The sequence below is a fragment of the Kitasatospora sp. NPDC034035 genome, assembly GCF_055575755.1.
On sequence record NZ_JBVISA010000043.1, the window covers coordinates 39,429 to 58,505 of the forward strand.

Sequence of the window (19,077 nt, forward strand, 5' to 3'; positions counted from 1 at the left end):
GCACAAAGCGGGCCGAACCGAACGATGGACCCGCCATGAACATGCCTTCAGGCGCCGCCCGCCCGCCGGGCACCGCCACGGTGGACGGCGCCCCGGCGGGCGCGAACGGCTCCGGCTCGAAGGCCTCCGGTGCAAGCACCTCGGACACGGCAGGCGCGGGTGCGACGGGCACGGCGGGCCGACCGGGCCACGCCGGCGGCGGAACGCATGACGACGGCACCGGCGGCGAAGCCGGCAGCGGAACGGACGGCAGAGTGGACGGCACGGCACAGGAGCCGTCCGGCCCCTACCTCGGCGGCGGCAGCAACGACGACAGCCTCCTCGGCTCCGCCGAATGGGACCTGCAGACCGACGGCATCCGCTGGAACGCGGAGACCTACCTCCTCCTCGGTTGCGACCCGGGCCGCGGCCCGCTCAGCCTCGACCGGCTGCCCGACCGCCTCCCCGAGGCGGACCGGCCGCTGCTGCGCCGGATGATGACCGACGCCCTGGTGCACGGCCGCGTCGCCGCAGGCACCCTGCGGATCCGCCGGCCCGGCGGACGGCACGACAGCGTCGAGTGCGCGGGCGAACCCGTCCTCGGCGCGGACGGCACCGTCACCGCGCTGCGCATGCTGCTCCGCCCGGCACCGCCGGACTGAGCCGCGGCGCCCCGGCGCACCCGGGACCGCGCATCCCGGCCCCGGACGTCAGCCCCGCACGTCAGCCCGCCCCTCAGGTCAGCCGCGGCCGGTTCTTGGCGTCCGCCGCCCGCAGCTCCCGGCCCAGCTCGGCCCGCAGCTCGTCCACCGCCGGCAGCCCCCGGTACGCCGCGGTCAGCCGGTACATCTCGCGCAGCCGGTCCCAGGTCCGGTGCGAGGAGTTCTGGCCGATCAGGTTCATCACCATCTTGGCCTGCAGCTCGGCCGCGTCCGGCTCGCCCGTGATCAGGTGCACCGAGGCCAGGGTGATCCGGTCGAACAACGCCGAGCGCAGCTGCCCGGTGCCCTCCCGCAGGGTGATCACCTGCTCCGCCCGCTTGCGGGCCCTGGGGGCCGCCGCCGGGTCGTGCTCGGCCAGCGTGCGCAGCACCAGGGCCTGCATGCCGCGCAGTTCGGCTTCGTCGAACACCTGCATCCAGGACGGCGGCGGCTCCGGCGACTCCTCGGCGAACAGGTCCTCGGCCTCGCCGAGCAGCCGGTAGGTGTCCTGGGAGTGCCCGATCGAGGCGTGCGCCCAGGCCTCGACGGTGTTCAGCATGGCGCGCGTTCTGGGCACCACCGTGCCACCGGCCGCCTTCGCCGCCGACATCAGGTCGAGCGCGTCGTCGGCCCGGCCCAGGTGGACCATCTGCCGCGCGGCGCGGCTGATCGCCTCGCCAGCCCGCGGCCGGTCGCCGGACTCCATGGCCGCCTCGGCCGCGATCACGAAGTACCGCTGGGCGGTGGGCTCCAGGCCCACGTCGTGCGACATCCAACCCGCCAGCACCGCGAGGTTGGCCGCGACCAGCCACAGCCGCTGCTCCACGGCGGGCGGGTGCCGGTGCGTCAACAGACCGCCGACCTCGTTGAGTTGACCGACCACCGCCTTGCGCTGCAGCCCGCCCCCGCGGGCCGCGTCCCAGGCCCGGAACACCTGCACCGAGTGTTCCAGCGACTCCACCTCATCGAGCCCGACCGGGCCCGCGTCGTACACGTCCACCACCGGGCGCGCCGCGCTCCCGGTGATCACCTGGCGCGGCCCGGGGACGGCGGCCGCGTACGCGACCGCGTCCCCGCCCAGCCATCCCTTCAGCGAGTCGGCGATGACCGCCCCGGCCGTGAGCGCGGCTCCGGCGCCCACCAATCCACGTCGGTTCAGCATGAGGTCCATTCCCGTGAACTCGGTGAGGACCACGGCTGTTCGATCCGGCGACCACGGCACTGCTGCGGACGGCTCCGCTCCGGACCTGGTGGGCCGGTGTCGTTCCAGACCGAGGTCCTCAGTGGTGACGACACGGCCGAGCCGCTCCGTGAACACGGCAGCCAGCACCCTCGGCACCGGATCGCGCGGGATCTCCCCCTGCTCGATCCAACGTCGTACCCTCGAGGTGTCGGTGGACAGTTGCATCTGCCCCATCGCGGCACCGCGACGATTGACCAGCCGCGCGAGCTCGCCCTTGGACCATCCGGTCAGGACGAACAGATCGGCGAGTCGGGTGTTGGGTCCCCTGCTCAATGAAGCCCCCAGGTTCCTCGGCTCCTTCGAGGCTAGAGGCTCCGGCAAGTGCCAGGCGAGCATTCGCCACCGTTCGCCAGGGCCCGCCAGACTACTAAGCCAGTGCCCGAGGGGTGTGTTGTAGGGGTGCGCCACCTCGCCCCCCGGGTCGGGCGGCGTCCCACCAGCGTCGGGGCAGTCCCCCGACGGTGTCACGGGACGCTCCCGGTCCTCACCCGAGGGGGTGGCGCGGCCGGGTGGCGCGGGAGCGCCGGGCACGGCCACGGCAAGTCCGGCCGACCGCATTCCCCAGGGTGCGGACGGCCGGAGCACAGCCGAACAGGGGTTCCTGACCCCGCGTCCGTGCCCGGCGCTCGCGCACCACCCGCCGTACCGCGACGGCGTACTCCCCCGCCCCGCGGGGGCGCACCACCCAACGCCGTACCGCACCACCCGCAGGGCCGCCGTCACGCCAGGAAGCACACGGCACCAGCCCTCCCCGCCCCCGCGGGGCCGCACCCGCCGACGGACCGGAAGGGACCACCCTCAGCCCATGTACTCCTCAGCGACGACCCCCACGCCGACCGCGACCCGCACCGCGCTGCGCCCCCCCACCGCAGCCGCCGGCCGGCCCGGCCCCAAGCAGGCGCCCCCGGCGAGCCGGCCGGTGGCTCCGCGCGGCGTCGAGGGCCGGGCCGCCGACACCCGGGTCGTCCCGGCCGGCCGTACGGCGCTGGGCCCCACCGGCCGTACCGCACTGGGGCTGCGCGGCCCCGAGGCCGCCCCGCCGGTCGGCAGCCGGCTCCCGCTCGCCCGCCAGGCCGACGGCCAGGTGCTGCGCGCCCGACGCCCCGGCCAGCCCGGCGGAGCGGAGCGGATCGACCCGTCGGCGCTGCAGACCCCGTCGGTACGGGCGGCGCTGGCGAGCATCGCGCGGATATGTCCCGCGTTCACCCCGCGCCAGGTCCTGCGCGAGGGCAGCCGCCACATCCTGGTGGCGGGCACCATCGGGCGGGCCCCGGTGGTCGCCAAGTGCCTGGCGCCGCAGGCGGTGCGGAGTGAGTACTTCGATCAGCTGGTGGCCGACTTCCACCACGAGGTCGCGGTCTACCGGGCGTTCGTCCGGCACCGCCCGCCGGTGCGGCTGCCCCGGCTGGTCGCGGCCGACCACGACCGCTGCGTACTGGTCATGGAGCGGATCCCCGGCCGCCCGGCCGCCCGGGAGCGCCACCCGGTCAACGCGCCCACCCCGGGCGAGGTGCGGGCGCTGCTCACCGCCGTCCGGACGCTGAACCTGTGGCGGCCGCCGACCGACGTGTTCCAGCCGCGCCTGGACTACCAGTGGGAGATCGCCCGCTACCACTCGGTGGGCCAGCTCACCGACCGGGACGCCGGCGACCTGCGCGGCCTGCTGCACGGCCTCGGCCACACCCCGCTGCAGCTCTGCCACGGCGACGCCCTGCTCAGCAACATGCTGCTGGCGCCGTCCGGCCCGGTGCTGGTCGACTGGGAGCAGGCCGGCTGGTACCTGCCCGGCTACGACCTGGCGGTGCTGTGGAGCGTGCTCTCCGGAGACACCGCGGCGCGCCGTCAGATCAGCCAACTCGCCCAGAGCGGCGGCACGCTGGCCCGGGACGCGTTCCTGGTGAACCTGGTGCTGGTACTGATGCGGGAAATCCGGCTGTACGACGTGCCGGGCGCCGGCGAGGAGCAGCGGATCATGATCCGCCGGCTCTACGACGACGCCGCGCTCGCCCGCCGGGCCGTCCGGGCCGCGGTCGGGACGCGCTGAACCGCCGTCCCCGGTGGTTCGGGTCCGAACCGGCCTGCCCGGCCGGGCATTTTACCGCCGCGCGTCGTACGACCAGGCGTGCTACGGCCGGGCGCCGCGCTCCAGGGCGGCCCGGCCGGCGGCCTCCAGGACGGTCTCGTCCGACGCCAGGTGCACCCGGCTGCTGAGCACGTCCCGCAGGTACCGCTCCAGCGGGTGACGTCGGCTCAGGCCGGGGTTGCCGGTCAGGGCGACGGCCTGCTGGACCGCCGTCGTCGCGGCACGGGTGGCCAGCAGGTGGGCCGGTCCGGTCCGGGCGACGGCGTCCGGCTCGCCCCGGTCCACCCGGGGCGCCAGACCCTCGACCAGTTCCTCGGCGCCGATCAGCTGCGCCTCGATCTCGCCGAGGGCGCAGCGGTAGCGGGGCAGGATGCCGAGCGGCTCGGTCAGGTTGGCCGGGGTGCGCTGGTTGAGGAAGCGGACCAGCCAGGACTCGGCGGCCCGGGCGACACCGATCGCCACCGCGGAGAGGGCCAGATCGTGCCAGGCGCGGGAGAGTTCGGCGTCGGCGTCGGCGTCCTTCGACTCACGGGCGCCGAGGCCGAGTGCGAGGTCGGCCGGCACCCGGACCCCGTCCAGCACGACGTCATGGCTGGCGCTGGCGCGCAGGCCGAGCTGGTCCCACGTCGGATCGATCTCGAGACCCTCGCTCTCACCGCGGACCAGGAAGGTCCCGATCCTCGGCTCCTCCTCCTCGGTCCGCGCGGTCACCGCCATCCAGGCCAGCGCCTCGGCGCCGGTGCAGTACGTCTTCCGGCCGGTCAGCAGCCAGCCGTCGCCGTCCCGCCGGGCGACCGTCTCGGGCAGTTCGCCCGATCCCGCGCCGGGCTCCGCCCGCAGCGTGTTGACCAGCGCCGGGCCACGCCGGGACTCGGTGATCAGTCGCCGGTAGCCGGCCGCCGGCCAGTCGGCGAGGCGGGCCTGCTCGGCATGCCGGAGCAGCGTGAACGCGGTGACCACGGCCACCGAGGCGTCCCCACGGCCGAGTTGGGACAGCACCCGGACGGTGTCGGCAAGCGAGCCGCCCGGTCCGCCGTACTTGCGGGAGACGGTGAGGGTGAGCAGTCCGGCCTCGTGGACCGCCTCGATGCCCTGGTACGGGAAGGTCGCGTCGCGGTCGTGCTCCTCGGCGCGGGCGGCCAGCAGGTCGACCACCCGGGGCAACCCGGCCAGCGCGGTCTCGACCGCCGCGCGGTCGGACGTCGGATGGTCGGACGTCGGATGGTCGGATGCCGATTGGCCGGATGTCGGATGGCCGGATGTCGGACGGCCTGAATCGGCCTGGCCGGAAGTCGACGGCGGCGAAGACGCCGGCGAACCGGTCCGGGAGCGGCCGGCGGAGGGCCGGTCGTCGAGCGGGCGGTCGCCGGAAGGGTGCTCCTCGGGCGAACGGTCGACGGACGAACGGTTGGCGGCGCGGGTCGTCATGATGCTGTGCCTCCGGGCGGCAGCGTGGGCTCGACGGATGCGGGCGGCACGCCGCACGGGCGCGCGGTACCGATTGGCGGCCCCGGAGGTCAGTTCACGGCCCGCCCCCGGGTTTCGGCGTCGACCGGACCCGGCCGACCACCCGCCGCCGGGGGACGGAGCCCCCTCAGCGGCCCGGACACACCGCGCTGGCGGTGCGCCGCAGATCCAGATGCCTGCGACGGGTCAGCAGCGGAAGACGGCACGGCATGTTCGCGACTGTACGAACCGTTGATCGATACCGTCAAGCGGCATCCGGCCCCCGGGCGGGCGCCGGACGGGCGCCGGACGAACGCCGCCGGCAGCCCCGGGGATCCCGGAGGATCAGCCCTGCTGGAACATGTCCGCGGGGAGCGGCTTCAGCAGCTGATACAGGTCGTCCGAAATCGGTCGGTCCCAGGACGCGATGGTGACCAGGACGCCGTCGCTGCGGCCGAACTGGGCGCAGAACACGCGCTCCTCGCTGACCTTGACCTTCTTCACGATCAGCAGGTCGTCCCCGAGCATGACCGGGAAGTCCTCGGCCGAGACGAACTCGACCGACTCGTCGTTCTCCAGCGCCGCGAGCAGCTGCCGCACCTCGAAGGGCACGTCGTCGCCGGTCTCCCGGGCAGGCGAACCTTCGGGGAGGTTGCCGATGAACATCGCCGGGCCTCTGCCGCCGAACAGGTCGTAGCGCAGGAAAATCCCCTGGCAGGAGCCGTCCGGGCCGGTCATCATGGCCGCACCGAAGTCACCGGGCCAGTCGCCCGGGTCCATCGCGAGCACGTCGAAGTCCGGGCCGGCGGGCTGTCCGGAGCGACGGCGGAGAAAAGACATGGGAACATCGTACGTGTCCGGCACACCGCGCTCGTGGGGTGGGTGGGGCACCGGCGGGGGGCGGGCGGGAGCATCGACGCTCAGAGACCAATGTTGACTCTGAGCAACCGTCCGGGCTACGTTCGGTTCAGCACGACAGCCGTTCTGGTTTTCACCCTCCGGGGGGACGGCATGTCGCAACGCGGCCCTACCCGCGTATCCCTCACCGTGCACTTGTCGTGCCGAACTGCCGAGCACCCAGCTTCGTCGTCGCACACAGCACAAACACAAGCCAACAGTTCCATGCATCACAAGCCAGATCCGCGGGGCCCCGGCCCGTCGCTCCCGTGGATCTGCTCGGGACGCCGCCGCGTGGGGGCGTGCGGGTCCCGAGCATCGGTGCCGCGATCCGAGTCGCTCTCGGGTTCGGCGCCAGCCTCCCGGCGACTGCCGGCCCCTTGTGGGCCGGGACCGGCCGACGCACCCCGGTGCGCAGGGGATGACTGGGAGGATGGCCTGGCAACGCTGCCGGGCCGCACAGCAGGCGCCGTGTCTGGCCGCGTGGGGGCGGTGGGCACGGCGTCTGCCTGTGCTCATACTTTGAGCTGCGTTTGTCTAACAGTCAACAGAAATTCTGACGGGGCACGCTCAATAGATCATCAGTTGTGATGTTCCGACCGGAAAACCGCCTGCGGAGCGGGCCCCCGGTCGGTTCCGGGAGCCCGCTCCGCAGTGGCTCAGGCGAGCGGCTCGAAGCAGCTCGAGGCGGCTCAGGCGAGCGGCTCAGGTGAGGTCGAACTCGCCGTCCCGGGCGCCGAGCACGAACGCCCGCCACTCCGCCGGCGTGAAGACCAGGACCGGCCCGTCCTCCTGGCGGCCGTCCCGCATCCCGATGTACCCGTCCACGAACGCGATCTGGACGTCTCCGACCCCCTGGCTGCTGCACAGCCACTCCGCGCCGGTGAAGTCCACCCTCGGCTTCCCGCTCGGCGCCAGGCCCGGCTGCGCGCCACCGGCCTCCGTGTCCGTCCCAGTGTTGACTGCCACTGACCGATCTCCTCCCGACGATGTTCCGGGCCCAGCCTAGCCACACCGCCCGGCCCCGGTCAGCGGGTTGACGAGGACTCCTCCGGCTATGGACGGGCGCCGCCGGAGGGCGGCTCGAGGCGCGGCGGAAAGGTCGAGGCGTGTCCCGACCGGCGGGGGCGGCGGGCAGCTGCCAGAGTGCTGCCAGGGCGCCGCCCGGGCCGGCAAGCGCGGGAGAGCGCCCCCTCCGACCGTACAGAGCCCTCCGCGGCCCCCAGGGGCCGGACCGCACCGCCGACGACCCCGCCCACCCCAACACCCACCGAACCGCCCAAGGGAGCAGCCGATGAGCCGCCGGGACGGCACCCGCGCCGACGTCATCCCCATCTCCGACGCCCCCTCGGCCCACCCCCCGGCACCCCGTACGCCTCCCTCGGCCACGCCACTGCCCCGGCCGACCCCCGCCCGGCCCCCCACGCACGGACGGGTCGGCATCGTCCTGGTCTCGCACAGCCAGGAACTGGCCACCGCCGTACGCAACCTCGCGCTCGCATTGACCGGATCCGACTCCCCCGCCCCGATCTCCGCGACCGGCGGCGACCCGTCGAACGGGCCCGGCATCAGCGCCGTCCTGGTGGCCGCCGCGACCCGCCGGGTGGACCAGGGCCACGGCGTCGTGGTGCTCGCCGACCTGGGCGGGGCCGTCACCACCGTCCGCGCCCTGCTGTCCGACGCCGACGAGCACGGCCTGCCGTTCCCGGTCCGGTTCGCCAACGCCCCGTTCGTCGAAGGCGCGGTGGCCGCGACCGCGACCGCGACGGCGGGCGGCGACCTGGCGGCGGTGCTGGACGCGGCCGAGGAGGCCTACCGGCAGCACAAGGGCTGACCGGGTGCCGCGCCCGCGGCCGGTCAGGGGCGCTCCTGGCCCTCCCAGGTGAAGACCGCCGGGCCCTCGCACTCCAGCGCGTGGCGCAGCCGCTCGTGCTCGGACTCGATCATCGGCGGCAGCTCGTCCAGCGCGAACCAGCCGACCTCGAGCGACTCGTCGTCGTTCACCCGCGCCTCGCCGCCGACCGCACGGCAGCGGAAGGTCAGCACCAGGTACTGCGTCACGTCGCCGTTCGGGTACGTCACCTGCGGCGAGACGGTGACCGAGGCCAGCAGCTCGGGCACGGCCACCACGCCGGTCTCCTCCTCGCACTCGCGCACCACGCCGTCGCCGGGCTGCTCGCCGGGGTCGAGGATCCCGCCGACCGGCGCCCAGCGGCCGTCATCGGCTCGGCGGGCGAGCAGCACCCGGTCGCGATCGTCCAGCACGACGGCGACGACGGCGCTCAGCCACAGCGGGCGGTGGCCCACGAGGGAGCGGAGGTCGGCGAGGAAGGGGGGAATTGCCATGTGGCGCAGCCTATCGGGGCGGCTGCCGGCCGGGGTGGGGTCGGCCGGGGTCGGGTGGTCCGGGTCCGCTCGAGCGGCTCGGGTCGGCCAAGTCGGCCGGGTCGGGGCGGCCGGGTCTGCTCAACCAGGTCGGCGCGGTGGGTCTCCGGTGGGGCGCAGCCGGTCGGTGGTCGGGCGCACCAAGGCGAGGACGGTGAGGCCGAGGATGTGCAGGTCGAGCCGGAGGGAGCGGTGCTCGACGTACCAGAGATCGAGTTCGGCGGCATGACCGTGGAGCTGGGCCCAGCCGGTCAGCCCGGGGCGCACGGCGAACCGGGCGCGCTCGCGGCAGGAGTAGCGGCCCACCTGATCGGGCCGGGCCGGTCGGGGGCCGATCACCCCCATCTCGCCGCGGACGACGTTCCAGAGCCGCGGCAGCTCCTCCAGGCCGGTGCGGCGCAGCAGGGTGCCGAACCCGCTGTCCCCACCCGTCCGGAAGCGCAGGATCTGGAACTCGCGGCCGTGCTGCCCGGCTCGGGTCTGCCGCTGGAGCACCGGGCCACCGCTGGTGCAGCGCAGCAGGACGGCGATCAGTACGGCCAGCGGTAGCGCGACGATCGCGGCCAGGGCGGCGAGGGCGAGATCACCACCGCGTTTCATGAGGTGGACATGGCACTATCCGATCTGCCGCTCATCGCTCCCCCTCTACGGCGCTTCGAGCCGGAAGAACGCATTCACAGTAGAGGCGTGATGAAGCCGCCGTCCAAGAATGGTGAAAGAAGGGGGCGGGAGATTGTCCGACAGGACGATATTCGGTCGGTCTGACCAATTTCGCTCGATCTGCCGTTTCGAAATTCCGAACGCGATCGACATACGGGCGAGCGGGCGGGTGGCCCCGTCAGTGTTCTCCGGCCGGCGCCTCCGGCCCGTGTCGTCCGGTCGGCTCGTCCGCCTCTAGAGCGCGGCGCGGCGCCGGTCACGGAAGTGACCGAAGGCGATCCGACCGAGCAGCAGGACACCCGCCGCCAGGCAGCCGGCCACCGCCATCGCCCAGGCCGGGCCGCCACTGTCCGGAACGAGCACCGCCACGACGATCCCCGCCGCCAGGCAGGCCACACCCACCACGGCCAGCGGAAGCTGGTGGGTGACCAGGGCTCCGCCACTGCACACGCGAGCCATCCGAGAAGCGCCGTGCAAGTGGAAGGGGTCACGGTCCGCATCTGCCATGAGCCCAAGGTACCCCGGGCCGAAGCGGGAGGCAGCCCGCAGGGAGTGCAGGATCGAACACTCTGCGCGACCGACGGATCGGTACCCGTCCGGGGTCGGGCGGGGGTGGCTACGGGGGTGGTTGCGGGGCGACACGGCGGCCGATCCGGGCCCCACCGAAGCGGCGCCCGATGTCCCCGGATGCGCATTCCTACTCCACAATCAGTCCACGAAAAATCCTCGTCCCCCCGGTACAACCATCCCCGCGGTGCAACGGTCTCAATGGCATTGAGTGATCCAGGAGCCGTTCGAGGGACGGGTGTGAACCCCCCACCGAGAACAGGAAAGTCCAGGGGCGGAGCCGCCGACCCCTGGAGTCGGAGGCCGGGCTCCGTCCTCCGGCGGTACCGCCACGCCGCTCGGCGAACGAGGGGGAACCGTGCCGCAGTCCCAGTCCACAACATCGATCTCCATGGCCCGCGCCAGGCCCATGCCCGGCGTGCGCGCACTGCCGCCCCCTGTCAGGTGGGCTGCGGACCGGCACGAGGTGAGCCGGCACGGCGGGGGCCGTCGCCGACTGACCGTCGAGACGGAACAGCAGGACGCGCGGGGCGAATGGCTGCGGTTCGCCCCCGTCCAGCCGCTGTTCCGGGCCCGGGCCGCCCAGCGCCTCGCCGTGCTCGCGTACCACGGGGTGACCGACCACCGGTCGTTCGGCGCCCAACTCGACCGGCTCCAGCGGCTCGCCACTCCCGTGTCGCTCACCGCCGTCCTCCAGGCCGTGACCGAGCGGCGGCCACTGCCGCCCCGGAGCGTCCTGGTCACCTTCGACGACGCCGACCGGAGCGTCCTCACCCACGCCCTGCCCGCCCTCGACGCCCGTGGCATTCCGGCCACCGCCTTCGTCATCTCGGAGCTCATCGGCACCGAGCGACCGTTCTGGTGGCACGAGGCCGACTTCCTCGCCCGACACGGCGGCCGCGCCCGCTCGCTCGACTGCGGTCACCCGTCCCAGCTGCTCCGCCGACTCAAGGCCATGCCCGACCCGGACCGCCGACGCAGCCTCCACGAGCTGCGCGTCAGCGCCGACCGCCGACCGCCCCGCCAGGAACAGCTCACCCCCGCCGACCTCCTCGCCCTGCGGGACGGGGGCGTCGCGATCGGCAACCACACCCAGGGACACCCGTGCCTCGGGCGCTGCGACGACGACACCGTCCGCGCCGAGATCACCGGCGCCCACGAGGCCCTCACCCGCTGGCTCGGCGAGCCGCCGACCGCCTTCGCCTACCCGGACGGTGGCCACGACCCCCGTGCCGAAACCGTCCTGCAGGAACTCGGCTACCGCCTCGGCTTCCTCTCCGACCACCGCCTGGGCCCCCGCCTCCCCTCCCACCCCCTCCAGATCAGCCGCCTCCAGGTCGACTCCACCACCAGCACCCGCCGCTTCGACACCATCCTCTCCGGCCTCGAACCCGCCTACCGCCGCTGGCGCCGCCAAGCCGTCGCCTGACCCCCGGCGCGTGCCCGACAGTCATTCGAAATGCCAATAGGGCACGGAAATGGTGCCTTGAGGGATATCTACGCGGGTAGCGCGTGCGGCGGGTAGCGCGTGCACAGGAAGTCGACTGGATCGACTTCCTGTGCACGGCGTCATGTCTACGCGAGTAGAAGGCTGCCGCGGATTAGCCTCGGGACATTACCGGGCATGGAAGTCGAATCGGCCGATTCCCCACACGTTGCCGCATCGCGATCGCGCCGGCGCTCGAGCGCGCCGCCGCCGGGGGTGACCCATGCGCGAGAAGTCGATCAGGCCGACTTCTCGCGCACGGCATGCACCGGCTGGGCGGTCTACGCGGGTAGGTCAAGCTCTCTGCGCAGCCGGTCGTCGAACCGATCGACTCCCCGCGCGCCAACACTCCAAGCCGCCGGCGGCGGGCGATCCGGCACCCACCCCGCGCAGGAAGTCGGCCAGGCCGACTTCTCGCACCCCGCAAGCCGAGCGGCCCGCTACGCGAGTAGACAGCGCGCGCCGCAGCCGCCCCGGGACATCGCCGGGCACAGGAAGTCGGGCCAGCCGACTTCCTGTGCGGCGCACCGCGCCCCCGCCCACCAGGCAGGCGGGCCCGCACCTGCCCCCGCACAAGCACGGGGTGACCGGTGCGTGAGAAGTCGGCCCAGTCGACTTCTCACGCACCACAAGCAGGCTGTCTACGCGAGTAGATACAGCGCCGCTGCAGACAGGCCGGCACCGCCAAGCACAGGACGTCGGATGGGCCGACTTCCTGTACGGCGCACCGCAACCCGGCCTGCAAGAGTGCCCACCAGCAGGCAGCTCGCACCAGAAGTCGGCCTGGTCGACTCCCAGTGCAATGCACACCCCCACCCCGCCCATCGAACGCGCCCACGGCCACGGGCTCAGGCGAGTACCGGATGGCCGTCGCGCGAGAAGTCGGATCGGCCGACTTCCTGCGCAACGCACTGTGGCCTGGCCCGCCGGACCGGCCACCAGCAGGCAGCTCGCGCGAGGGGTCGACTGGGCCGCCTTCCATGCGGCGCATCGCAGGTCACCCGCCGGGCTGGCCGCGGGCGCCGGCCTGCACAGGGCGTCGGCCTGATCGACTTCCCGCGCGCGACAGGCAGACAGACAGGCAGGCAGGCAGGCAGGCAGGCAGGCAGGGCCCAGCCTTCTACGCGAGTAGATCCAGTCTGGGCGACGTCGCCGGACACAGGAGTTCGGATCGGCCGACGTCCTGCGCAGCGCACTGCGGCCCGGCCTGCCGGACCGGCCACCAGCAGGCAGCTCCCACCAGAAGTCGGCCGGGCCGACTACCTGTGGCTGCCGGGTCGGGCGGTGGGGGCGGCACATCTACGCGGATAGAAGTGCCGGGCAGCGGATCTGTCGGCATTTCCTGCGGGAAATGGGGCGGCCCGGATTTTCTTCATCGCGCAACGGAAATCGGCAGCGAAGCCCATTTGCGGGTATTCAGGGCGCCGCGCCGTGTCTGGCGCTTTGTGTGTGAATCCGGCTGTTGGGTCCCGAAATCGCCGCCACGTGGGACTGATGTGTGGCCGCCGTTGCCGGGATGGATCAGCCGATGAGGGTGGCCAGCGTGTTGCCCTGCGGGTAGAGGGCGGCGGCCGGCGGGAGTACGGCGGGGAGGCCGGCGTGAAGCACGGTGAGGGTGCCCGTCCCCGTGCGGGTGGGGTCGCTGACGCGGCGGAGGGCCTGGGCGGCGACGGCGTCGGCGGAGCCGAGCAAGGTGAGCGCCGGGGACGCGGTCGGGGCGACGGCGGCGCGGATGCGGTCGTCGACGAGTTCGTAGTGGGTGCAGCCGAGCACGAGGACGTCGGTGCCGACCGGCGTGCGGGCGGCGGCGTCGGCGATGGCGGCCGTGATGGCGTCGTCGTCGCCGTGCTCGACGGCGTCCGCGAGGCCCGGGCAGGCGACCTCCGTGACGTCCGCCGTCCCGCCGAAGTCGCGGATCAGTCCGCGCTGGTAGGCGCTCCCGGTGGTGGCCGGGGTGGCCCAGATGGCGACCCGGCCGCCCAGTGCGGCAGCGGGCTTGATGGCCGGGACGGTGCCGATCACCGGCAGTCCGGGCTCCAGTTCGGCGCGCAGGGTGGCGAGCGCGTGGACGGAGGCCGTGTTGCAGGCGATCACCAGCGCGTCGGGTTCGAGCGCGGCGGCGGCCCGGCAGCAGCCGAGGGCCAGTTCGGTGACCTCTTCGGGCGTACGCGGCCCCCAGGGCATCGAGGCCGGGTTGGAGGACAACACCAGGTCCGCGTCCGGGCGCAGCTTCCGGAGGGTGGCGGCGGCGGCCAGCAGGCCGATTCCGGAGTCCATCAGTGCGATCTTCACGGGTCAAGACTTTAGTCGATCCGCCCGCTCGGCCCTGTTCTGCGGCAGACTGCCGGGGTGACCGTCCTGCTGTGGATCGCCGCGTTCTCCCTGCTGGTCTGGCTCTGGCTGGCGTGCTGCCACGGCTTGTTCTGGCGCACCGACGTGCGGCTGCCGCCGCGTCGCCCGCCGGTCCGCTGGCCGCAGGCGGCGATCGTGGTGCCGGCCCGGGACGAGGCGGCGGTACTGCCGGTGAGTCTGCCGACGCTGTTGGCGCAGAAGTACCCGGGGCGGGCGCGGGTGATCCTGGTGGACGACCACAGCTCGGACGGCACGGGCCCGCTGGCGGCGGAGCTGCGGACGATCGACGGGCTGGAGCTGACCGTCACCACGCCTCCCCCGTTGCCGCCCGGCTGGACGGGCAAGCTGTGGGCGCTGCGGCACGGGGTGGAGCTGGCCGGTCCGGACGTGGAGTACCTGCTGCTGACGGACGCGGACATCGCACACGGCCCGGACTCGCTCGCCGAGCTGGTGGCGGCGGCCGAGAGCAATGGCCTGGACCTGGTGTCGCAGATGGCCCGGCTGCGGGTGGAGACCGGCTGGGAGCGCCTGATCGTGCCGGCCTTCGTGTACTTCTTCGCCCAGCTGTACCCGTTCCGCCGGAGCAACCGTCCGGGTGCCCGGACGGCGGCCGCGGCGGGCGGCTGCTCGCTGGTGCGGCGCGAGGCGCTGGAGCGGGCCGGCGGGGTGGCGGCGATCCGGGGCGCGGTGATCGACGACGTGTCGCTGGCCCGGGCGGTGAAGTCCACCGGCGGCCGGACCTGGCTGGGTCTCGCCGGGGAGGTGGACAGCGTCCGCCCGTACCCGCGGCTGGAACAGCTGTGGCGGATGGTGTCGCGCAGCGCGTACGCCCAGCTGAGGCACTCGCCGCTGCTGCTGCTCGGGACGGTGCTGGGGCTGGCGCTGGTGTACCTGGTGCCGCCGGTGGCGACGGTGGCCGGGCTGGTGGCCGGGGCGCCGGTGGTGGCGGTGGCGGGTGGGGCGGCGTGGGCGCTGATGGCGGGGACGTACCTGCCGATGGTCCGGTACTACGGGCAGCCGGCCCCGGCCGTGGTGCTGCTGCCGTTCACGGCGGGGCTGTACCTGCTGATGACGGTCGACTCGGCGGTGCAGCACTGGCGCGGCCGGGGCGCGGCGTGGAAGGGCCGGACCTACTCGCGGGCGTGACCCCTGTACACGCCCGCGAGCAGGCGTCCTCCCCCGCGGACCGGGGGAATCCCCGGCGTCGTGTGCCGATCGGCTCCATACTGCTCGGATGGACCGTCAGCAGATCTCCCGCCTCGCCCATGCCCACCACCCGATCGCTGCCCCGCTGGCGGACGAGTCGGTGGCCCGTCTGCTGGACCGCGCGACGGCCGGGAAGGAGGACGGCCGGGCGCTGGACCTCGGTTGTGGCGAGGGCGCCTGGCTGGTCCGGGCGCTGGCCGCGCGCCCGGGCTGGCAGGCCGTGGGGGTGGACCTGGACGCCCGGGCCCTGACCCGCGCACGGGAGACCGCGACCGCTCTCGGCGTCGTGCGCCGGATCGGCCTGCACCACCTGGACGCACGGGAGTTCACCTCGAAGGAGCCCTTCGACCTGGTGCTGTGCGTCGGTTCCACGCACGCCTTCGGCGGACTGCTTCCGACGCTCGCGGCGGCCCGCGAACTCCTGGCCCCGGGTGGCCGGTTGCTGGTCGGCGAGGGATTCTGGCAGCGCGATCCGTCCCGGGCCGCCCTGGACGGGCTGGGTGCGACCCGGGACGAGTTCGCGGATCTGGCGACGACCACCGACCGGGTCCTCACGGACGGCTGGACGCCGGTGTCCGGGTACGTCAGTACGGAGCGGGAGTGGGACGACTACGAGTTCGCCTGGACGGGCTCGCTGGCCGAGTGGGCGCTGGACCACCCGGACCATCCGGACGCGGCGGCCGCCCGGGAAGCCGCCGACCGACACCGGGCGGAGTGGCTGCACGGCTACCGGGGGACGCTCGGCTTCGTCACGTACCTGCTGCGCCGCGACTGAACACTGCCACGGCTGAACGACCCTGGACCGTCGGCTACTTCTGTGTGCGCGCGAGGAAGTCGTCGATCAGCGGGGCGATTTCGGGAAGCTTCTCCTCCAGTGCGAAGTGCCCGGTGTCGAACACGTGCAGCTCGGCCGCGGGCAGGTCGCGCAGGTAGGCGCGGGCGCCGGGCTCGGTGAAGAAGGGGTCGTTGCGTCCCCAAAGGATCAGCGTGGGCGGCTGGTTGGCCCGCAGCCAGGCCTGCCAGGCGGGGTAGAGTTCGACGTTGGAGAAGTAGTCGAGGGCCAGCTCGACCTGGATGTCCTTGCGGCCGGGCAGGTCGAGGAAGTGCTGGTCGAGGGTCCAGCCGTCGGGGGCGACCAGGCTCGGGTCGCCGGTACCGCCCTCGTACTGGCTGCGGGTGACCTCCAGGGTGAGGATCGAGCGGGCGGCCTCCCCGGCGCCCGGGACGCCTCGCCGGTTGGCGATGAACTCCCGCGCCTGGTCGGAGAGTCCCTCCTCGTAGGCGTTGCCGTTCTGGACCACCAGACCGGTAACCCACTCCGGGTGGCGGGTGGCCAGGCGCAGGCCGACGGGGGCGCCGAAGTCGAATACGTACAGCGCGAAGCGGTCCAGGCCGAGGGCGAGGCAGAAGCCCTCGATCACGTCGGCCAGGGTGTCGAAGCGGTACGTGAAGGTGTCGGGTGCGGGGCTGTCGCTGTGGCCGAAGCCCGGGTAGTCGGGGGCTATCAGGCGGTAGCGGGTACCGAGCGCGTCGAGCAGCCGGGCGTACTGGTGAGAGGCGGACGGGAAACCGTGCAGCAGCAGGAGGACGGGGGCGTCGGCCGGGCCGGTTTCGCGGTAGAAGATGCGCAGCCCGTCGACGTCGACGTGGCGGTGGTGGATGTGTGGGATCGTCAGCTCGCTCATGCTAACCATTAAACAGCATTTTAATGGTTAGGCAAGGCCTGCGAGTGAGAGCACATGAGCGAGCTGACCCATCGCCACGGACACCGTGGCGCTCAGTCCTTCTTCAGCTGCTCCTGCTGCACCAGGTAGTCCAGCACCTCGGGCATCGCCTCGACGCCGCCGGCCTTCGTCGGCGAAGTCCGGTACTCGCCCTGGACGATGACCGTCGGCAGCTCGTTGATGCCGTAGCTGGTGAACGCGGCAGCGGCGTCGTCGACCGACTGGCGCACCTCGGCGGACCGGTAGGCCTGGCCGAAGAGCTGGGCGTCGATGCCGTGGCGGACGGCCCAGTCGGTGGCGGCGGCCTCGGTGGTGAGGTCGGCGCCCTCGTCGTGGACGGCACGGAAAACGCTGGTCTGCAGACGCTCGACCATGCCGAGGCGCTCCAGCGTGTAGTACATCCGCGCATGGCCGCGCTGCACACCCTCGTCCGGGCTGCCCGGCCAGATCGCCGGGACGCGGCGCAGCGAGACGTCGTCGCGGTGCTTCTCGGCCCAGGCCTGCAGGGGCTGTTCGAGCGCCTGCGAGTGGTCGCAGTCGTACCAGAAGAACTCCACCGCCTCGGTCCGGGCGCTCTCGCGCACCGGTTGCGGGTGGTCGAGCCTGACGAACTTGGCACCCTCGGAAGGGAGTTGGTGGATCGCCGCGCCGACCTGGACCGGGGACGCGGCGATCCCGGCAGCAACGGCGAGCAGGACGGTGGACCGCAGCAGCGACTTCGAGTTCACACCGGGCAGTGTGCTGGTGACGGTTCGCTACCGGCGAGTCGGTGCGCGGCGGCAGGCCGGGATTCGCCCGAACGGCGTACCCGGGGCCGACGCGTCGGCCGGCCCGTCCCGCGTCAGACGGCCGGCCCGTCCCGCGTCAGTCGGTCGGCTCCGTACCCGCGGTCCACACCTCGGCGACCAGCCGTTGCCAGGCGTCCACCACCGCGCCCAGCTCGAAGTGCTCCAGCGCGTGCGCCCGGGCCGCCGCGCCGAGGCCCGCGCGGTTGACCGCCAACACCTTGCCCAGCGCCTCGGCGAGGGCGAGCGGGTCGCCGGGGGCGACGAGCGCGCCGGTGGCGCCGTCCCGGACGACCTCGCGGACCCAGCCGACATCGGTGGCGACGGCGGGCACTCCGGCCAGTGCCGCCTCGATCAGCGCGCCGGGAACGCCCTCGCTGTCGCTGGTGAGCAGCAGTGCGTCGGCAGCGCGGTACAGCGGGGCCGGGTCGGGCAACGGGCCGAGGAAGTGGGCGCGGGCGGCGGCCGGGTGGCGGGCCAGTGTCTCGCGCAGCGGGCCGTCCCCGGCGACGGCGAGCCGGACGTCGGGCAGGCGGTCGAGCACGTCGAGGGCGAGGTCGAGCCGCTTCTCGGGCGCTATCGCGCCGATCCAGGCGACCAGCAGGACGTCCGCCGGCAGGCCCAGCGCGTGCCGGGCGGCGCGCCGGTCGTCCCGGCCGTCGGCGGGCGGATAGCTCTCGGCGGCACGGGAGTTGGGGATCACGTGCACCTTGCCGTCGGGCAGTGCGAACTGCTCCTCGAGGACGGCACGCGCCTCGTCGGTGAGCGTGGTGACGGCGGCGGCGCGGTGCATCAGCGCGCCGCCGCGCACCCGGCGCAACCGGGTGGCGGTCCAGTAGCGGGGGTGGCCGACGGAGACGTAGACGAACGGGGTCCGGGTCCCGGCCATGGCGAGGGCGCAGGCGGCCAGGGTGTCGGAGCCGTGGGCGAGCACGACGTCGGCGGCGCACGCGGCGGAACGCAGGGCTCGCAGGGTGGTCGGGCGAAGTCGGCCGGGGCCCAGGACGGCGGCGCTGCGCAGGCCGGAGGCATCGGGGCAGTCCCCTGGATCGGCCTCCGCGGCGCCGCGGCGGACGGCCGGGTGCGGGGCGAGGGCGCACAGCGCGGAGGACTGGCCCCGGCGGCCCAGTTCCCGGTGGAGGTCACGGGCGAAGTTCTGGGCACCCCCGCGGCGTGTATCACTGATCAGATGCAGGACACGCGGACGGGTTCCGGCCGGATCGGCCGACATATGGTCGGGCATGGACCGACCTTGGCACAGTGCTCCGCCCGGGACAGCCCCTTCGCGCAACCTGATGGTGGCCCATCCGCCCGCGCTTGTACACCCGATGTGCGCCAGAGAGCCGCCGTCGTGCGCCGGTTACGACCACCACGCGCCCCGTCTCACCCCCTGCCGCGCTCCGGTTCGCCTCCGTCGCGCCGTACCGCCTCCGTCGCGCCTCACCGACTCCGCCCCCTCGTCCTGGCGTCCTGGCGTCCTGGCGTCCTGGCGTCCTGGCGTCCTGGCGTCCTGGCGTCCTGGCGTCCTGGCGTCCTGGCGTCCTGGCGTCCTGGCGTCCTGGA

18 protein-coding genes are annotated in these 19,077 nt (G+C 73.5%); 6 read left to right on the forward strand and 12 right to left on the reverse strand.

What is annotated here, in order from left to right; genetic code table 11:
- The first annotated feature begins 35 nt into the window (after positions 1-35).
- Positions 36-641, forward strand: a complete 606-nt coding sequence (locus tag ACZ52J_RS37920) for a hypothetical protein (protein WP_465625450.1) — start codon at positions 36-38, stop codon at positions 639-641.
- A 73-nt stretch (positions 642-714) separates the two neighbouring features.
- Here ACZ52J_RS37920 and ACZ52J_RS37925 read toward each other — a convergent pair whose 3' ends face one another.
- Positions 715-2,196 (reverse strand): DNA-binding protein NsdB, encoded by a 1,482-nt coding sequence (locus ACZ52J_RS37925; protein ID WP_360504935.1) that lies wholly within the window; start codon positions 2,194-2,196, stop codon positions 715-717.
- A 532-nt stretch (positions 2,197-2,728) separates the two neighbouring features.
- Between ACZ52J_RS37925 and ACZ52J_RS37930 the strand changes: the two genes are divergently transcribed.
- Positions 2,729-3,967 carry an aminoglycoside phosphotransferase family protein gene (locus ACZ52J_RS37930; protein ID WP_360504937.1) on the forward strand — a complete coding sequence of 413 codons (1,239 nt, stop codon included), beginning with the start codon at positions 2,729-2,731 and terminating at the stop codon, positions 3,965-3,967.
- Positions 3,968-4,048: 81 nt separating this feature from the next.
- On the opposite strand, the gene ACZ52J_RS37935 is transcribed toward ACZ52J_RS37930, so the two are convergent.
- The 4 genes from ACZ52J_RS37935 to ACZ52J_RS37950 form a co-directional block, all read right to left on the reverse strand.
- A complete protein-coding gene (locus tag ACZ52J_RS37935; protein WP_465625453.1) occupies positions 4,049-5,161 on the reverse strand; it encodes an acyl-CoA dehydrogenase family protein in 1,113 nt (370 codons plus the stop codon).
- A gap of 439 nt (positions 5,162-5,600) precedes the next feature.
- Positions 5,601-5,684 carry a putative leader peptide gene (locus ACZ52J_RS37940; protein WP_355211871.1) on the reverse strand — a complete coding sequence of 28 codons (84 nt, stop codon included), beginning with the start codon at positions 5,682-5,684 and terminating at the stop codon, positions 5,601-5,603.
- A 113-nt stretch (positions 5,685-5,797) separates the two neighbouring features.
- Entirely contained in the window at positions 5,798-6,292 is a 495-nt protein-coding gene (locus ACZ52J_RS37945) for a hypothetical protein (protein WP_360504941.1), read from the reverse strand.
- 762 nt (positions 6,293-7,054) lie between these two features.
- Complete coding sequence (locus ACZ52J_RS37950) at positions 7,055-7,267, reverse strand: DUF397 domain-containing protein (RefSeq protein ID WP_097239819.1); 213 nt, start codon at positions 7,265-7,267, stop codon at positions 7,055-7,057.
- Positions 7,268-7,643: 376 nt separating this feature from the next.
- Between ACZ52J_RS37950 and ACZ52J_RS37955 the strand changes: the two genes are divergently transcribed.
- Positions 7,644-8,183, forward strand: a complete 540-nt coding sequence (locus tag ACZ52J_RS37955) for a PTS-dependent dihydroxyacetone kinase phosphotransferase subunit DhaM (protein ID WP_360504943.1) — start codon at positions 7,644-7,646, stop codon at positions 8,181-8,183.
- Positions 8,184-8,206: 23 nt separating this feature from the next.
- Here the strand turns inward: ACZ52J_RS37955 and ACZ52J_RS37960 are convergent, their stop codons facing one another.
- The 3 genes from ACZ52J_RS37960 to ACZ52J_RS37970 all read right to left on the reverse strand — a co-directional run bounded on the left by ACZ52J_RS37960 (position 8,207) and on the right by ACZ52J_RS37970 (position 9,844).
- Positions 8,207-8,695 carry an NUDIX hydrolase gene (locus ACZ52J_RS37960; RefSeq protein ID WP_465625456.1) on the reverse strand — a complete coding sequence of 163 codons (489 nt, stop codon included), beginning with the start codon at positions 8,693-8,695 and terminating at the stop codon, positions 8,207-8,209.
- 120 nt (positions 8,696-8,815) lie between these two features.
- Complete coding sequence (locus ACZ52J_RS37965; protein WP_465625458.1) at positions 8,816-9,334, reverse strand: sugar transferase; 519 nt, start codon at positions 9,332-9,334, stop codon at positions 8,816-8,818.
- A 294-nt stretch (positions 9,335-9,628) separates the two neighbouring features.
- On the reverse strand, positions 9,629-9,844 hold the full coding sequence (locus ACZ52J_RS37970) for a hypothetical protein (protein ID WP_360504948.1): 216 nt from the start codon (positions 9,842-9,844) through the stop codon (positions 9,629-9,631).
- 508 nt (positions 9,845-10,352) lie between these two features.
- On the opposite strand from ACZ52J_RS37970, the gene ACZ52J_RS37975 reads away from it, so the two are divergent.
- Complete coding sequence (locus tag ACZ52J_RS37975) at positions 10,353-11,390, forward strand: polysaccharide deacetylase family protein (RefSeq protein ID WP_465625461.1); 1,038 nt, start codon at positions 10,353-10,355, stop codon at positions 11,388-11,390.
- A gap of 1,578 nt (positions 11,391-12,968) precedes the next feature.
- Here the strand turns inward: ACZ52J_RS37975 and ACZ52J_RS37980 are convergent.
- Entirely contained in the window at positions 12,969-13,739 is a 771-nt protein-coding gene (locus ACZ52J_RS37980) for a glutamate racemase (protein ID WP_465625463.1), read from the reverse strand.
- 57 nt (positions 13,740-13,796) lie between these two features.
- Between ACZ52J_RS37980 and ACZ52J_RS37985 the strand changes: the two genes are divergently transcribed.
- Positions 13,797-14,945, forward strand: a complete 1,149-nt coding sequence (locus tag ACZ52J_RS37985) for a glycosyltransferase (RefSeq protein WP_360504954.1) — start codon at positions 13,797-13,799, stop codon at positions 14,943-14,945.
- A gap of 88 nt (positions 14,946-15,033) precedes the next feature.
- Complete coding sequence (locus ACZ52J_RS37990) at positions 15,034-15,780, forward strand: SAM-dependent methyltransferase (RefSeq protein WP_465625465.1); 747 nt, start codon at positions 15,034-15,036, stop codon at positions 15,778-15,780.
- 34 nt (positions 15,781-15,814) lie between these two features.
- Here ACZ52J_RS37990 and ACZ52J_RS37995 read toward each other — a convergent pair whose 3' ends face one another.
- From ACZ52J_RS37995 to ACZ52J_RS38005, 3 genes are all read right to left on the reverse strand, one after another.
- Positions 15,815-16,690 carry an alpha/beta fold hydrolase gene (locus ACZ52J_RS37995; protein WP_465625467.1) on the reverse strand — a complete coding sequence of 292 codons (876 nt, stop codon included), beginning with the start codon at positions 16,688-16,690 and terminating at the stop codon, positions 15,815-15,817.
- A 92-nt stretch (positions 16,691-16,782) separates the two neighbouring features.
- Positions 16,783-17,457 (reverse strand): thiol:disulfide interchange protein DsbA/DsbL, encoded by a 675-nt coding sequence (locus ACZ52J_RS38000; protein ID WP_465625469.1) that lies wholly within the window; start codon positions 17,455-17,457, stop codon positions 16,783-16,785.
- Positions 17,458-17,593: 136 nt separating this feature from the next.
- Positions 17,594-18,757, reverse strand: coding sequence for a glycosyltransferase (locus ACZ52J_RS38005; RefSeq protein WP_465625471.1), 1,164 nt, complete (start codon positions 18,755-18,757; stop codon positions 17,594-17,596).
- Positions 18,758-19,077: the final 320 nt, after the last annotated feature.

Excerpts from the sequence above, each read along its gene's own strand:
- ACZ52J_RS37920 (WP_465625450.1), top strand. The coding sequence starts at position 36 with ATGAACATGCCTTCAGGCGCCGCCCGCCCGCCGGGCACCGCCACGGTG.
- ACZ52J_RS37930 (WP_360504937.1), top strand. The coding sequence starts at position 2,729 with ATGTACTCCTCAGCGACGACCCCCACGCCGACCGCGACCCGCACCGCG.
- ACZ52J_RS37940 (WP_355211871.1), bottom strand. The coding sequence starts at position 5,684 with ATGCCGTGCCGTCTTCCGCTGCTGACCCGTCGCAGGCATCTGGATCTG.
- ACZ52J_RS37945 (WP_360504941.1), bottom strand. The coding sequence starts at position 6,292 with ATGTCTTTTCTCCGCCGTCGCTCCGGACAGCCCGCCGGCCCGGACTTC.
- ACZ52J_RS37955 (WP_360504943.1), top strand. The coding sequence starts at position 7,644 with ATGAGCCGCCGGGACGGCACCCGCGCCGACGTCATCCCCATCTCCGAC.
- ACZ52J_RS37960 (WP_465625456.1), bottom strand. The coding sequence starts at position 8,695 with ATGGCAATTCCCCCCTTCCTCGCCGACCTCCGCTCCCTCGTGGGCCAC.
- ACZ52J_RS37965 (WP_465625458.1), bottom strand. The coding sequence starts at position 9,334 with ATGAAACGCGGTGGTGATCTCGCCCTCGCCGCCCTGGCCGCGATCGTC.
- ACZ52J_RS37975 (WP_465625461.1), top strand. The coding sequence starts at position 10,353 with ATGGCCCGCGCCAGGCCCATGCCCGGCGTGCGCGCACTGCCGCCCCCT.
- ACZ52J_RS37990 (WP_465625465.1), top strand. The coding sequence starts at position 15,034 with ATGGACCGTCAGCAGATCTCCCGCCTCGCCCATGCCCACCACCCGATC.
- ACZ52J_RS37995 (WP_465625467.1), bottom strand. The coding sequence starts at position 16,690 with ATGAGCGAGCTGACGATCCCACACATCCACCACCGCCACGTCGACGTC.
- ACZ52J_RS38005 (WP_465625471.1), bottom strand. The coding sequence starts at position 18,757 with ATGCCCGACCATATGTCGGCCGATCCGGCCGGAACCCGTCCGCGTGTC.